This window comes from Paraflavitalea speifideaquila, from assembly GCF_032395985.1.
Classification (GTDB): Bacteria; Bacteroidota; Bacteroidia; order Chitinophagales; family Chitinophagaceae; genus Paraflavitalea; species Paraflavitalea speifideaquila.
In genome coordinates, this window is the sequence record NZ_CP135920.1 from 2,180,926 (window position 1) to 2,193,014 (window position 12,089).

The 12,089-nt window shown below is 46.5% G+C and carries 17 protein-coding genes and 2 pseudogenes; 10 read left to right on the forward strand and 9 right to left on the reverse strand.

Annotation, left to right across the window (positions count from 1 at the left end):
* Positions 1-69 precede the first annotated feature (69 nt).
* The 4 genes from RS881_RS15080 to RS881_RS15095 are packed head-to-tail and all read left to right on the forward strand — an operon-like array spanning position 70 to position 3,221.
* Positions 70-1,659 (forward strand): efflux RND transporter permease subunit, encoded by a 1,590-nt coding sequence (locus tag RS881_RS15080; protein WP_315821835.1) that lies wholly within the window; start codon positions 70-72, stop codon positions 1,657-1,659.
* The gene (locus tag RS881_RS15085; RefSeq protein ID WP_315821836.1) at positions 1,649-2,386 is read left to right on the forward strand and encodes a hypothetical protein; all 738 of its coding nucleotides are present in this window, start codon (positions 1,649-1,651) and stop codon (positions 2,384-2,386) included. Before RS881_RS15080 ends, RS881_RS15085 begins: the two co-directional genes overlap by 11 nt.
* 38 nt (positions 2,387-2,424) lie before the next feature.
* Positions 2,425-2,901 (forward strand): efflux RND transporter permease subunit, encoded by a 477-nt coding sequence (locus RS881_RS15090; protein WP_315821837.1) that lies wholly within the window; start codon positions 2,425-2,427, stop codon positions 2,899-2,901.
* Positions 2,901-3,221: an efflux RND transporter permease subunit gene (locus RS881_RS15095; RefSeq protein WP_315824487.1), complete on the forward strand. Its 321-nt coding sequence runs from the start codon at positions 2,901-2,903 to the stop codon at positions 3,219-3,221. The genes RS881_RS15090 and RS881_RS15095 overlap by 1 nt, the downstream gene beginning before the upstream one ends.
* A gap of 147 nt (positions 3,222-3,368) precedes the next feature.
* Here the strand turns inward: RS881_RS15095 and RS881_RS15100 are convergent, their stop codons facing one another.
* The 4 genes and pseudogenes from RS881_RS15100 to RS881_RS59475 all read right to left on the reverse strand — a co-directional run.
* The gene (locus RS881_RS15100; RefSeq protein ID WP_315821838.1) at positions 3,369-3,920 is read right to left on the reverse strand and encodes a class I SAM-dependent methyltransferase; all 552 of its coding nucleotides are present in this window, start codon (positions 3,918-3,920) and stop codon (positions 3,369-3,371) included.
* Between the two features lie 135 nt (positions 3,921-4,055).
* A pseudogene (gene rpe / locus RS881_RS59465) lies at positions 4,056-4,705 on the reverse strand (ribulose-phosphate 3-epimerase).
* A gap of 132 nt (positions 4,706-4,837) precedes the next feature.
* Complete coding sequence (locus RS881_RS59470; RefSeq protein ID WP_350340127.1) at positions 4,838-5,005, reverse strand: tetratricopeptide repeat protein; 168 nt, start codon at positions 5,003-5,005, stop codon at positions 4,838-4,840.
* Between the two features lie 323 nt (positions 5,006-5,328).
* Positions 5,329-5,553 (reverse strand): annotated as a pseudogene (locus RS881_RS59475) (tetratricopeptide repeat protein); the annotation flags it as partial.
* 400 nt (positions 5,554-5,953) lie between these two features.
* Between RS881_RS59475 and RS881_RS15120 the strand changes: the two are divergent.
* From RS881_RS15120 to RS881_RS15135, 4 genes are all read left to right on the forward strand, one after another.
* The gene (locus tag RS881_RS15120) at positions 5,954-6,520 is read left to right on the forward strand and encodes a TolB family protein (protein WP_315821841.1); all 567 of its coding nucleotides are present in this window, start codon (positions 5,954-5,956) and stop codon (positions 6,518-6,520) included.
* Positions 6,517-6,726, forward strand: a complete 210-nt coding sequence (locus RS881_RS15125; protein WP_315821842.1) for a TolB family protein — start codon at positions 6,517-6,519, stop codon at positions 6,724-6,726. The genes RS881_RS15120 and RS881_RS15125 overlap by 4 nt, the downstream gene beginning before the upstream one ends.
* Positions 6,708-7,040 (forward strand): TolB family protein, encoded by a 333-nt coding sequence (locus tag RS881_RS15130; RefSeq protein ID WP_315821843.1) that lies wholly within the window; start codon positions 6,708-6,710, stop codon positions 7,038-7,040. The genes RS881_RS15125 and RS881_RS15130 overlap by 19 nt, the downstream gene beginning before the upstream one ends.
* Before the next feature lie 113 nt (positions 7,041-7,153).
* Positions 7,154-7,624, forward strand: a complete 471-nt coding sequence (locus tag RS881_RS15135; protein ID WP_315821844.1) for a hypothetical protein — start codon at positions 7,154-7,156, stop codon at positions 7,622-7,624.
* 113 nt (positions 7,625-7,737) lie between these two features.
* On the opposite strand, the gene RS881_RS15140 is transcribed toward RS881_RS15135, so the two are convergent.
* Together RS881_RS15140 and RS881_RS15145 are read right to left on the reverse strand one after the other, a co-directional pair.
* Positions 7,738-7,938 (reverse strand): hypothetical protein, encoded by a 201-nt coding sequence (locus tag RS881_RS15140; protein WP_315821845.1) that lies wholly within the window; start codon positions 7,936-7,938, stop codon positions 7,738-7,740.
* A gap of 90 nt (positions 7,939-8,028) precedes the next feature.
* Positions 8,029-8,463, reverse strand: coding sequence for a hypothetical protein (locus RS881_RS15145; protein ID WP_315821846.1), 435 nt, complete (start codon positions 8,461-8,463; stop codon positions 8,029-8,031).
* 285 nt (positions 8,464-8,748) lie between these two features.
* On the opposite strand from RS881_RS15145, the gene RS881_RS15150 reads away from it, so the two are divergent.
* Positions 8,749-10,281 carry a histidine kinase gene (locus tag RS881_RS15150; protein WP_315821847.1) on the forward strand — a complete coding sequence of 511 codons (1,533 nt, stop codon included), beginning with the start codon at positions 8,749-8,751 and terminating at the stop codon, positions 10,279-10,281.
* A complete protein-coding gene (locus tag RS881_RS15155; RefSeq protein ID WP_315821848.1) occupies positions 10,278-10,400 on the forward strand; it encodes a hypothetical protein in 123 nt (40 codons plus the stop codon). Before RS881_RS15150 ends, RS881_RS15155 begins: the two co-directional genes overlap by 4 nt.
* A gap of 186 nt (positions 10,401-10,586) precedes the next feature.
* On the opposite strand, the gene RS881_RS15160 is transcribed toward RS881_RS15155, so the two are convergent.
* From RS881_RS15160 to RS881_RS15170, 3 genes are read right to left on the reverse strand one after another with little or no spacing between them, the layout of a single operon-like run.
* Complete coding sequence (locus RS881_RS15160) at positions 10,587-11,012, reverse strand: nuclear transport factor 2 family protein (protein WP_315821849.1); 426 nt, start codon at positions 11,010-11,012, stop codon at positions 10,587-10,589.
* Positions 11,013-11,022: 10 nt separating this feature from the next.
* Entirely contained in the window at positions 11,023-11,784 is a 762-nt protein-coding gene (locus tag RS881_RS15165; RefSeq protein ID WP_315821850.1) for a pyridoxal phosphate-dependent aminotransferase, read from the reverse strand.
* Positions 11,748-12,026: a hypothetical protein gene (locus tag RS881_RS15170; RefSeq protein ID WP_315821851.1), complete on the reverse strand. Its 279-nt coding sequence runs from the start codon at positions 12,024-12,026 to the stop codon at positions 11,748-11,750. Before RS881_RS15170 ends, RS881_RS15165 begins: the two co-directional genes overlap by 37 nt.
* Positions 12,027-12,089: the final 63 nt, after the last annotated feature.

A 12,089-nucleotide genomic window follows, 5' to 3' on the forward strand; every position in this document is an offset into this window, starting at 1 on the left:
AGTTGTTGAACAATAATTTTTTGACCTAGTCGACTTCCATTACACAACTCAAACAATAAACCATCGCTTGTGTCAGTAAACATAAAGCACCCTTTTCGGATTATGCTGCTGTTCCTTGCCTTGTCAACGATCAGTTTGTTCATCATTCCCCGGCTACGTGTAGACCTGCTGCCACATAAGCAGCCTGCCATGCTTTCGGTGATGTATTCGGTAGGCGACAGCAACCCTGAGCTAATGGAACAACAGGTCACTTCGGTTATTGAAGGGGCTTGTTCGCAAATGGGTGACCTTGAACATATTGTCTCTTTTTCGGGGTACAATACCGGTTATGTAGAATTGCAGTTCAAAGAAGGTGTTGATATAGAATACAAGCAGTTTGAGTTGGCGGCTATCTTACGTCAGGTATATCCTTCCTTACCTCCAAAGACATCCTATCCTGCTATTGCGAATGGTAATAACCAGGCTGCCGGCAAATCGCCCTTGCTGGTATATTCTATTAATGCACCTTTTCAGCCTTTTTATATCAGGCAGGCAGTAGAAGATGTATTGCGTAAATCCTTTGCCGGCATCAACACCATTTCCGACCTGCGGTTGTCGGGGGCCGAAGGACTGCAGGTAACCATTCAGTTTGATAAGAATAAATGCAATAGCTGGGATATTGACCCTGGTACTATTATGCAGCAGGTGATTAACCGGCTGTCTCCCTGGTATTCGACCGGTATTTCAGGTGAAGATGGAAAGCAATACCAGTTAACGATCACTGGTGCCGGTCTGTCACTGGATGATATAGGTCGTTTTCAAATAATACGCAACAATAACCAGCCCGTTTATTTACGGGATATAGCCCAGGTATACCTGGAAGAACAGGAAGTTCAACGGTATTTCCGGATCAATGGCAACAATTCCATTAACCTGAGTTTATATGTTCGGGAAGGTGAAAACAATGTGCTCGTGAGCCAACAGGCTAAGCAGGTCATAACGAAGGTGCAAGCCGGATTGTCCAAAGATATTGCCATCAGGCTGGAATATGATAATACCGTTTTCCTGGAGAAGGAAATCACAAAGACCTGGAAACGGGCTCTTATATCAGTAGCTATACTCATTTTATTTATTTTCCTCGTTTACCGGAATGGGCGGTATCTGGCCACACTGCTGCTGGGCCTGCTGGTGAGCTTTTGCCTAACCCTGTTGGCTGCCTGGCTTTTTAAGGTCAATATCCATTTGTATACCATTGCAGGTCTTGCCATTTCCTTTGGCATCATGCTGGATAATTGTATTGTCATGATGGATCATTATAGCAGGTATTTGAACAGGAAGATCGTATTGCCTATATTGGGAGCAACGTTTACTACCATAGCAGCCCTTGGGCTGGTAGCCTTTCTGCCCGAAGAAGAAAAAGCCAACCTGGTCGATTTTGCTGTCATTATCATACTTTCCCTGTTAGCATCCGTTGTAACCGCGCTCTGGTTTACACCTGCCGTGCATTTTTACCTGGCCAGGCCGCAGGGCCATAAAAGAATTTTTCGTATAAGCTTTATGAGGCGCAGGCAACTGGTATTTGCCGCTTACCAAAAGCTGGTAGCTGGATTGGCTGCTTACCGGAAGACTTTTTGCTGGGGTAGTACTTTGTTTTGGATTACCTTTTTTTATGCTGCCTGATGAATGGATAGGAGACAAATGGTACCACCGTTGGTACAATACCCTTGCGGGCAACCAGCAATACCGCGAAACAATAAAACCACGTATTAACAAATGGCTGGGAGGTTCTCTGTATGCTTTTGTAAACAATGTGTATGAAAAAAGCGGCTACCGCGATCCCGGTAAAACCAGGTTATTTGTATCCACTGCACTTCCTTATGGTAATAGTCCCCAACAAATGAATTACATCATTGGTGAGGTGGAATCATACCTGAAATCAGTAAACCAGGTTGACAAATTTGTGGCCACCGTGTACAGTGGTCAGTATGCAACTATTGAAATTACCTTTAAGGAAGAATTTGAACAAACTGGCCTCCCATTCAACTTAAAATCCAAACTCATTGCCCGGTCATTGGATTGGGGCGGTATAGACTGGACTATTTATGGCGTGGGAAATGGATTTTCAAATGCAGGTGCAGCTGAGATCCCTCAATTTAGGGTGATCATGAAGGGATACAACTACGCAACCCTGGATAAGCAGGTAAGTTTGTTGGAAAGCAAATTATTACAGCACCCCCGTATACAACAAGTAAACCGTAATGATCAGTTGGAGGAGGACGACAAGCCGGCGCAGGAATATATCTTATCCCTGGACCCGCTTCAGATGGCGTTGCAAGGCACCAATCAGTATGCCGTCATCAAAAACTCAGCTACCTGGCCCTGCCAGCGGGCGCATTTGCGCAAGTAGCACTGGACAATCGCTACTATCCCGTTTACCTGAAAGAAATGGGAGCTGCTGATTATTCCATCCATGATCTGCAATACAATAACCTCCAACTCGATAGTGCCCGGCTTACGCGGATAGGTCAGTTGGGACAACTAAGCTATATGCCCACTGCAGGCAACGTTAGAAAAGAAGACAGGCAATACGTGCGGGTGGTCGGTTTTGAGTACCATGGTTCACTGGAATTTGGCAACCAGTATGTAAAACAGGTGCTGGCCGAAATGAAGCAGCAGATGCCCGTAGGGTATAGTGCCATAAAGCAAAAGTGGAAAGGGGAATCGGATGGGGCTGGTAGAAAGTACCTGCTGATCGGACTGCTTTTATTGGCCATTTTTATTATTGGAAGTATACTGTTTGAAAGCCTGAAGCAACCCCTGGCTATTATCTGTACCATTCCTGTTTCCTTTATTGGATTGTTTATCGCTTTTGCAGCAGGTGGTTTCTTTTTTTTGATCAGGGTGGGTATGCAGCATTTGTGATGCTGGGAGGGCTCGTGGCCAATGCCTCCATTTTTATTGTCAATGATTTTAATAATCTGAGAAGGGGGAAATCCCAACAACTATCTAACAGGTTACTGATAAAAGCGGTAATGAACAGGTCGCGGACAATTTTGCTTACCACCCTGGCCACCTGTTGTGGTTTTGTGCCTTTTTTGATGGAAGGTCAACAGGAAGTATTCTGGTTTGCATTAGGGGTAGGTACCATCGGCGGCCTCTTGTGTTCCTTATTAGGCGTATTGCTTGTATTGCCCGTATTACTTTATTCAACACGTCCCATCCGCAGGAATAAGGGGAAGTAGAATGACCTCGCTTCCTGTTCGGGCCATACAGCGTGGACCGTTTCGGCCAGTGCATCCACAGGATTATAGCCATTGGCTTTTATAAAATGCTGCACACTCGACCAGGTATTGAAGTAACCTATCAGATCTTCTTTGGTCCACTCTACCTCAATAAAGAAGGCAGGGGGGGAGTTCGGCGTAAGGAAAAGGAACAGTGGTATATTGATCGTCTACGTATTTTCTTTCAGCATCCCAATAGGGGCCTGTTTTTAACCGGTAAAAATCATGGATAATTGTTTGCAATACGGCATCCCCAGTTTGAATAAGGCCATACCCCCAAATGGCTAACAGGGCGCCTGGTTTTGCCACCCGCTTTACTTCCTGCCGGAAGGCTGTAAAATCAAACCAGTGATAAGCCTGGGCTACCGTGATCAGGTCAATACTGTGATCCGGGAGGCCAGAGGCATTGGCAGGAGCTATGAAATAAGTGATGTGGTCATGGGGTGGCGCATGCACTAATTGCTTTTCGCTGATATCGCTGGCAAATACCATATCAAAATAACGGGCCAGCTCAATGGCTGCCTGCCCATTGCCCGTAGCGCAATCCCAGGCCATACCACGTTGGGTAATTAACCCGGCCAGGTGATCATACAAACCGAGTGGATATACAGGGCGGTAACGGGCATAAGCCGCTGCCTGTTGGGAAAAGAGATCTTTCATAGTCCGAAAGTTTGCAAAGCCGGAAAACTATTTAGAAGGGTCCGAAAGTCGGAAAGTCAGTAAAGTCCGCAAGCAATATAACCTTTAGCACTTCCGGTCTTCCCGACTTCCGGTCTTCCGGACTTCCCGACTTTATTATGCAATATGCTTCAGCTGTCGGATCGTAGCTTTGGGATCGGGTGATTTGAATACAGTACTACCGGCTACCAATACATCGGCTCCGGCGTGCACAATATTCGCTGCATTTTCGAGCGTTACCCCGCCATCGATCTCAATCTTTGTATTCAACGCTCGCTCGTCGATCATGCGGCGTAATTCCTTTATCTTTTGTAAAGTATGCAGGATAAAAGACTGTCCACCAAATCCTGGGTTTACACTCATTAGCAATACCAGGTCTATATCGTCCAGTATATCCTTTAGGCTGTCAACCGGCGTATGCGGATTGAGTGAAACACCTGCCTGCATACCCAGCGATTTGATCTGTTGGATATTCCGGTGCAGGTGCGTGCAGGCTTCTATATGTACCGTCAGGATGTCGGCGCCGGCCTTTTAAAAGCTTCCGCATACCGTTCGGGCTGTATGATCATCAGGTGTACATCACAGGTCTTCTTAGTAGTGGTCCGTATCTGTTCTATTACGGGCAGTCCAAAACTAATATTGGGCACAAAAACACCATCCATCACATCCAGGTGGAACCAATCGGCCTCGCTTTCATTGAGCATGGCGCATTCTTCCTGCAGTTTCAAGAAATTAGACGCTAATAAAGATGGTGCTATTAATGGCATGTTGTTAAGTTGAATTGTTGATCGGTTGGCAAGTTAACGGGTTGACAAGTTGATAGGTCGAAGAGTTTGCAGGTTGAAGCGTTGAAGCGTCAAAAGTGTTTTCCCTTTTCAATTTTTAAACCGTTCAACATATTAACCTTTTAACCTTCTGATTCCCTCCCTCGCTTCATCAAATCCTTTGTCGAGCGAAAGCGCACGTTGATAGTTTTGCAGCGCCTCTTCAGGTTGGCGCAAAGCCTCATAACAACGACCCATCCAGTAATAGGCATCGGCACTCGTATTAGATACCGTGGCTGCCATCCTGAAGGTTTCAGGGCTTTTTGCGCTTGCTTTTGGTCATACTGCACGATCCCTTTTTCTATATAAGCATCCGTAAACTTCCAGTTTCGCTTAATACAATCTTCAAACTGCTCCAGCGCAGCTGCATATTGCCTGGTATCCGAATAGTAAGCACCTTTCAGGAAGGTGGCTTCATTGATAAAGGTAGTATCCCGGGCTATCAGCGCATCGCATATAACCAGTGTTTTGGGATTCTTGGTAGATGCATACAGGTTGGCCAATGCCAGGCCCGTATAGTTAATGGGTTGCAAGCTATACGACCGCTCCATGGCCTGTATGGCAGCCACTGTATCCTGTAGCTGCACCAATAGATTGCCTTTTTCGTACCAGGTCTCAAAATCCAGCGAATCCTTGGCCAGCAGTTGGTTGTATTGGTCCAGGGCATCCTCACTATTGCCCACCTGGGCAAATACCTCACTTAGCCGGCGACGGAAGGTCGTATTGTCAGGGTACTTTTCAATACAGGCTTTTAACAGTTTAACCGCAGTTGCAGGCTGATCAACCAACATTAAATTGGAAATGTATTGTAGGGCGGTACCTTCGGCTGGTGCGAGGGTCCAGGCTTTTTCATAATCGGCTGTAGCCAGTTCATGCTGGTTGTGCTGCGACAGACGGTGGCCCGGGCCAGGTACAACTCGGCATTTTGAGGGGCAGCTTTGATACTGTCCGTCAGTCCTGCATAGGGTGGTTTTGACAATAAATTGGCTGGTTCCTTCTTATTCTCTGGCCCGCAACCTGCTAGGAGGAGAGCCAAAAAACAATATCCAATGGTTTTCCATCTCTGTATCATACAACAAAACTAACCGTTTTTAGGGATGTCGCTTATGACAATATTCTGACAATAAAGGACCCTCTCCAATTATACCTTTGCACCCGCTGTTCAGGCAGGCAGATTAAAAAATGTATACAATGCAAAAACTCCTTTCCTTCTTGGTAATAGGTATCCTGGTTTTTATTGGCATCGCTGCATTCAAGACCCGTAACTCGCTTCCTGCTGAAGTAATACCTGCCGGTGATACCCTCTTATACCCCGAAGAAACACATTTTAAGAATATTCAGCAACTAACTTTTGGGGGCGATAATGCCGAAGCCTATTTCAGCTATGATGACAAGTACCTTATTTTTCAACGTACCAATGCCAAAGAAGGCCTGGCTTGTGACCAGATGTTTGTAGGAAAAGTACCCGCCCAGGGCGAAAAATTTGAGTACAAACTGGTCAGTACCGGCAAAGGACGTACTACCTGTGGTTTCTTTACCAATGATGGTAAACATATCATATACGCTTCCACCCATTTAGGCAGCCCCGATTGCCCGCCTGTACCCGACCGCTCCAAGTACGGCAATAAATACATCTGGCCCCTGTATGCCAGCTTTGATATTTTCATGGCCGACCTGGATGGTAAAATTGTAAAACAACTGACCCATTCCAATGGATACGATGCAGAAGCCACCCTTTCGCCCGATGGAAAAAAATGATCTATACCAGTGTAAAAGATGGAGATATAGAGCTCTATATTATGGACCTCAGGAGTGGTAAAGAAAAGCGGATCACGCATACCCTGGGTTATGATGGTGGCGCCTGGTTTAGCCCCGATGGCAAAAGATCATCTGGCGCGCTTCCCGCCCTCAAACTGAAGCAGCTATTAAAGAATACAAAGACCTGTTGGCCGAAAACCTGGTAGCACCTACCAATATGGAAGTGTGGGTAGCCAATGCCGATGGTAGCAATGCCCGCCAGGTAACCGCTTATGGACAGGCCAATTGGGCGCCTGCTTATATGCCCGATAGCAAACGAATCATCTTTGCATCCAACCACGAATACAAAAGGGGTTTTCCCTTTAACCTTTATACCATCAATGAAGATGGCACCAACCTGCATAAGATCAGTCGCGATAAAGGCTTCGATGCCTTCCCCATGTTCAGCCCCAACGGTAAGAAGTTTGTCTTTTGCAGCAACCGCAATAATGGAGGCACCCGCGATACCAACATCTTTTAGCTGATTGGGTAGAGTAGGGAGGCGCCAAAAAGATGTCGACACTTCCCCTTTAATTGGGATTTGGGTTGTAGCTTTGGCCGGATTTTGAAATTCTACACCTCAAATCGTCAATTATGTATACTGGTTTGCTACATCTGCACAATTTACTTCGCTGGGTAATCTTTATTTTATTACTCGTGGCCTTGTTCCGTCACCTCACTGGTATGAATAAAAAGCGGCTGGTGAATGCCGGTGACCAAAAGGTAGACCTGTTCCTGATGATTTCAGCGCACACTACTTTTGTGATCGGCTTGTATCAGTGGATAGCAGGTCCCTGGGGACTAAAGCTGATCCAAAATGCAGGTATGGGAGACGTGATGAAGAACAGCATTTTCCGTTTTTATGCTGTAGAACACATTAGTGGTATGCTGATCGCCATTGTGCTCATCACCATTGGCCGTGGTAAAGTAAAAGAGCAGTTGATTATACAGCCCATAAAAAGCTTTCTGGTTCTTTTAATAGCCCTTATCATTATCCTGGTTTCCGTGCCCTGGCCTTTCCGTGAAGGCATCGCCAGACCCTGGTTCCCCGGTATGCATATTTAAAGTCGGAAAGTCAGTAAAGTCGGAAAGTCCGAAAGTCAGTAAAGCCGGGAAGCCCGTAAGAAATATAATCTTTCGGACTTCCCGGACTTCCGGTCTTTCGGACTTTTTCATGGCTATACTTTCGTGATCACATAGTACATCTTCCCCATGGGCACCACCCGTTTGATCACCTTACCCGTTAATTTTTCAATCCACATCAGTCCATCCGGCGCATTGCCGGCATTGCCGCATTTGGCTACATAACAATAAACCAGCCCGCCTCCGGCGGCCGTGATCATATCTTCTCCCACATATTCCACCTGCCAGGGGTCCATCCCGCTCCGTTCAAAAGTGTAGGCATTTACCGTGGCCTGGAAACCTTTTTGTAAGGCAGCAGGCCAAACAGGTACTCCAATAGATTGGAATCAAAATAACCTGCTTCCATGCTGTGCAGCGTATCCGTTTTTTTTGCCTCCCTTATCGGCAATGGCATGTACCGCGCTGGCCTGGAAATCGAGGTTCATGTTCATAAAATGCGGGGTGGTCACCATCCGCATACGTACAGGCGCCAGGGAACTGATATTGGCAATCGTAGAATCGAGCAGGCTGCGGCCATCGGGCAATTGGTAGTTTTGGGTAAGTATGACCCATCCTTTGGCACTATTTACGGAAACAGTATGCCGGCAGGTAAATTCACTCAAAACCTTGCCAGCCGAATCAGTAGTGGCAATTTTGTACAAGCTCACACCGGGTTTGATGAGGTCATACCGGATGGTGGGGTCGCCTGCTTTCAATACCGATTGCCCATGGATGATATTGGTAAGCAGTAAGGTCATGGCTAATAATAAAAACCTGTCCATATTGGTTAATTTTAGAATACAAATTTGGAATGCAGCTGGCAGGGCAACAAATGGATTCAATTATAGGGCCTGTATTTTCAATGGGTATGGTCATTGATTAAACGGGTTGGACCATTGAAGAAAACAAGGCATTGGTTGAAAGCAGCCAGCTAAAATTATCAGGGAAGCTTACATTTGATATTGTATGAAACTATTTAAAAAGGAGTTTAACATGGTATATATCCAGGTGGTGGTCTGGATATTTATTACTGTCATAATGTTCCTGCTGTTCTACCATGAAGGGGGATGTTTGCCAGGTCAGCCGCCTACGCCATTTGTAATTCCTTTTTCTATGCATCTATCATGTATGTAAATGCCTGTTGGCTGGTACCATATTTCTACCGGCGCCAGAAGAAATGGTTGTATTTATTATTGGTGATTGCGCTGCTGGTAGTATGTACCTGGTGTGTGGTAAATGTGCAGGTGTGGATTGGACGTACCTTTTCCGGAAAGATGAATGAAACTCCCGATATGAAAGGGGGTGTTCACCTGAGGGTCTATATGCTGTTTCTTTTCCTTCACCTGTTGATTTATCTTTTCAGCCTGCCCCTTCGCCTGGCCTTTGATTACTATACAATGCGCAAACAACAGGAACAACTGCAAAAACGTACCGCCGAAGCCGAACTCAACTTACTGAAAGCACAGGTGCAGCCCCATTTCCTCTTCAACACACTCAACAACATCTACTTTGTAGCGCAGCGGGAATCACCCACCACGGCGGGCTTGTTGGAACGCCTGTCCAACATCATGCGTTATTTTGTAGATGAAGGCCCCAAAGAGAAGATCCTCCTTACCCACGAAATCGACTTTATCAAGGATTATATTCACCTGGAAAAGATGCGGATGCGGCATCCGCTGCAGGTAGACTTTGATATTCAGGGAGAACCCAATGGCGTAAGCATTCCTCCCATGTTATTGATACCTTTGGTGGAGAATGTGTTCAAGCATGGTATTAATAAACGAAGTGAAGAGAACCTGTTGATCGTGAAACTAACCATCAGTCAAGACCGGCTCGATATGGAAGTATGGAACAGGATTTTTGAAGAGATAGAACCCAAGCAGCCTGGTGGCAATGGGCTGGCCAACCTGCAGTCGAGGTTGGAACTACTGTATGGGCTGCAATACCAACTTCAGGCAGAGAAAAAAAGATGGATTGTTTTTGGCACACCTAAATATACCCTTGTGAGTACCATTACCTGCCTCATAGTAGATGATGAGCCCAATGCGGTGCAATTGCTGGAAGACCATATCCGCAAAGTGCCATTCCTGCAATTGAAAGCAAAATGTTATGATGCCTTTGAAGTGTTGGAATTCCTGAAATCCGATAAGGTGCAATTGATCTTTATGGACATCAATATGCCCCAGCTTACCGGCATGGACCTGGCGGCCCTATTGCCCAAAGACCAGCATATTATTTTCAGCACCGCCTATGCCAACTATGCTCTGGAGGGGTATGAATACAATGCAGTGGATTACCTGCTAAAGCCAGTTACTTTTAAACGCTTTATGCAGGCCGTTACCAAAGCGCAAACCCTGTTTGCCCAACCCCGCCCCGAAACAGCGATCAAAGAAGTACCTGCCGGTACCGGTTACATATTTGTAAAGTCAGGCAAACAACTGATCAAAGTGGCATACGATAAACTTTTATACCTGGAAGCATTGAAAGAATATGTGAACATGGTGATGGTGGATAGCAAGATGATGATCTATAAACGGATGAAAGAATTGGAAGAACAACTGCCACCTAATTTTATCCGCATCCACAATTCTATATTGTGAACATCGACCACATACAACATATTGCCGATAACCAGGTCGTTATTGGCAAGGTGAAACTGCCCGTAAGCGCTTCTTACCGCGATGCCTTTTTGCAACTAGTGAATAAGCGATTGTTGTGAACAGTAATTCAATGCCATTTAACTAAGAAAGCTGTTGGAAGGCACAAAGGTGGGTCGCTCTGCAGCCAGGCAAATGCAGCAATGCAGAGCGGCTCACCTTAAGGGCCCCTGTCCCCTGCGGGTAGGCAGCTCAGGACAAGGTGTACCCGTGCCCTTCCTAAATCTTAATCATGGCTATACTTTCCCCTATTTGTTCTGACGGGAGAAGATCTTACTGACGATCTTCCATTCCCCGTTTATCTTAAGCAGGTTCATATAATCATACATGAATACCTGCGCCGTTTCTATCTTGATCCTGGCCTGGGCGGCATTGCCTTCCATATTCAGGCTCACGATACCTATTTTCCTTTCCGCCTTCGTGGTATTGCCTTTAACACGGGCAATGAATTCCGCAATAGGTACATCTTTAAATTCCCCACTTTGATAATCAATGTATTTCATGGAGGCCGATGGGTGGAATGCTTTTTCCATCCGGTCGCCGTCGCCACTCATGTAGTTGTCCAGGCAGGCCCTTACCGCAGTTTCTTCAGTATTGGTTTGTGCTAACATCGTAATAGGTTTGGCAATCAATAAAGCTGTTATCCATAGCAGGATGGAGTAAATGAATTTCATGATCGTGGTATTAAATGGTGAAAGATCTTTTGAGTACCTTAACAAAGCTTTCCATCTCATCGCGGGTGCCGATGCTGACCCTTACCCACCTGCCATTTTCTTCTACCACACGGCCTACCCTGATCTGGTTGTCGGCCAGCGTTTTCAGAAAATCTCCTTTGTCCCGTTGGATGGAGTAATACAGGAAATTGGTATGGGAAGAGATCACCGGTAATCCTGCTGCCTGGAGTGCCTGAGTAGTGTAAGCACGCACCGCTTCATTGTCCCTTATAGACCTGTTGAGAAAGCCGGTATCGTCTAGTGAGGCCAGTGCGCCTGCTACCGATACCGCACTGGGACCGGCATTGACCCAGGGTTGCAATCCATTAAGCTTGGTAATCAAATCAGGATGCGCAAGGGCATAGCCAATCCGGGCGCCCGCCATGCCATGGATCTTGGAAAAGGTTTTAGCGATGACCAATTGCTTATTGTTGTTGAGCAGGGAAGCCAGCGAAGGGGCTGTTGTATATTCCAGGTATGCTTCATCCAGCAATACCAGCGTACGCTGCGAAGCAGCGGAAACGAAGTTTTTCAGATTGTCATGGTCTACCAGCGTACCTGTGGGGTTATTGGGATTGCAAACGTATACCAGCCGCGTATCAGCGGTTATCCGGTTCAACATAGCCGGCAGGTCATGTTCTTTGCCAGCTGTTAAAGGCACTTCCAGCAGCTGTACACCCTGCTTTTGAGCGGTTGTCATCCACAGGTTGAAAGTGGGCGAAGCACATACCATATTGCCTTTTGTAAGGCTGCAAAACCGGCCGTGAGACCCAGTATCTCCGAAGATCCTGCCCCCATGATCACATGGTCTTTCGTGAGTTGGTATTGCTGCCCGATCTTTTCGCGCAAGGTGGTGGTCAGGTCCCAGGGGTAACGGTTGGAACCGTTTACCGCTGCCACCATGGCCGTACGGGCCAGGGGAGAGGGACCATAAGGATTTTCATTGGCATGCAGGCGAATCGGGTTGGCTGACAATGGATCACTTCTTTTTCCCCGGCAAACAGGGAAGGTATGAAACCCGTGGCTGCTGCCGCCATG

Bases quoted from the DNA above. Each gene is read 5' to 3' on its own strand.
- RS881_RS15120 (WP_315821841.1), top strand. From the start codon at position 5,954: ATGCAAAAACTCCTTTCCTTCTTGGTAATAGGTATCCTGGTTTTTATT.
- RS881_RS15090 (WP_315821837.1), top strand. From the start codon at position 2,425: ATGGGAGCTGCTGATTATTCCATCCATGATCTGCAATACAATAACCTC.
- RS881_RS15125 (WP_315821842.1), top strand. From the start codon at position 6,517: ATGATCTATACCAGTGTAAAAGATGGAGATATAGAGCTCTATATTATG.
- RS881_RS15140 (WP_315821845.1), bottom strand. From the start codon at position 7,938: ATGGACCCCTGGCAGGTGGAATATGTGGGAGAAGATATGATCACGGCC.
- RS881_RS15165 (WP_315821850.1), bottom strand. From the start codon at position 11,784: ATGGTATGTGCTTCGCCCACTTTCAACCTGTGGATGACAACCGCTCAA.
- RS881_RS15100 (WP_315821838.1), bottom strand. From the start codon at position 3,920: ATGAAAGATCTCTTTTCCCAACAGGCAGCGGCTTATGCCCGTTACCGC.
- RS881_RS15150 (WP_315821847.1), top strand. From the start codon at position 8,749: ATGTTTGCCAGGTCAGCCGCCTACGCCATTTGTAATTCCTTTTTCTAT.
- RS881_RS15145 (WP_315821846.1), bottom strand. From the start codon at position 8,463: ATGGACAGGTTTTTATTATTAGCCATGACCTTACTGCTTACCAATATC.
- RS881_RS15085 (WP_315821836.1), top strand. From the start codon at position 1,649: ATGCTGCCTGATGAATGGATAGGAGACAAATGGTACCACCGTTGGTAC.
- RS881_RS59470 (WP_350340127.1), bottom strand. From the start codon at position 5,005: ATGGCAGCCACGGTATCTAATACGAGTGCCGATGCCTATTACTGGATG.
- RS881_RS15160 (WP_315821849.1), bottom strand. From the start codon at position 11,012: ATGAAATTCATTTACTCCATCCTGCTATGGATAACAGCTTTATTGATT.
- RS881_RS15135 (WP_315821844.1), top strand. From the start codon at position 7,154: ATGTATACTGGTTTGCTACATCTGCACAATTTACTTCGCTGGGTAATC.
- RS881_RS15095 (WP_315824487.1), top strand. From the start codon at position 2,901: ATGCTGGGAGGGCTCGTGGCCAATGCCTCCATTTTTATTGTCAATGAT.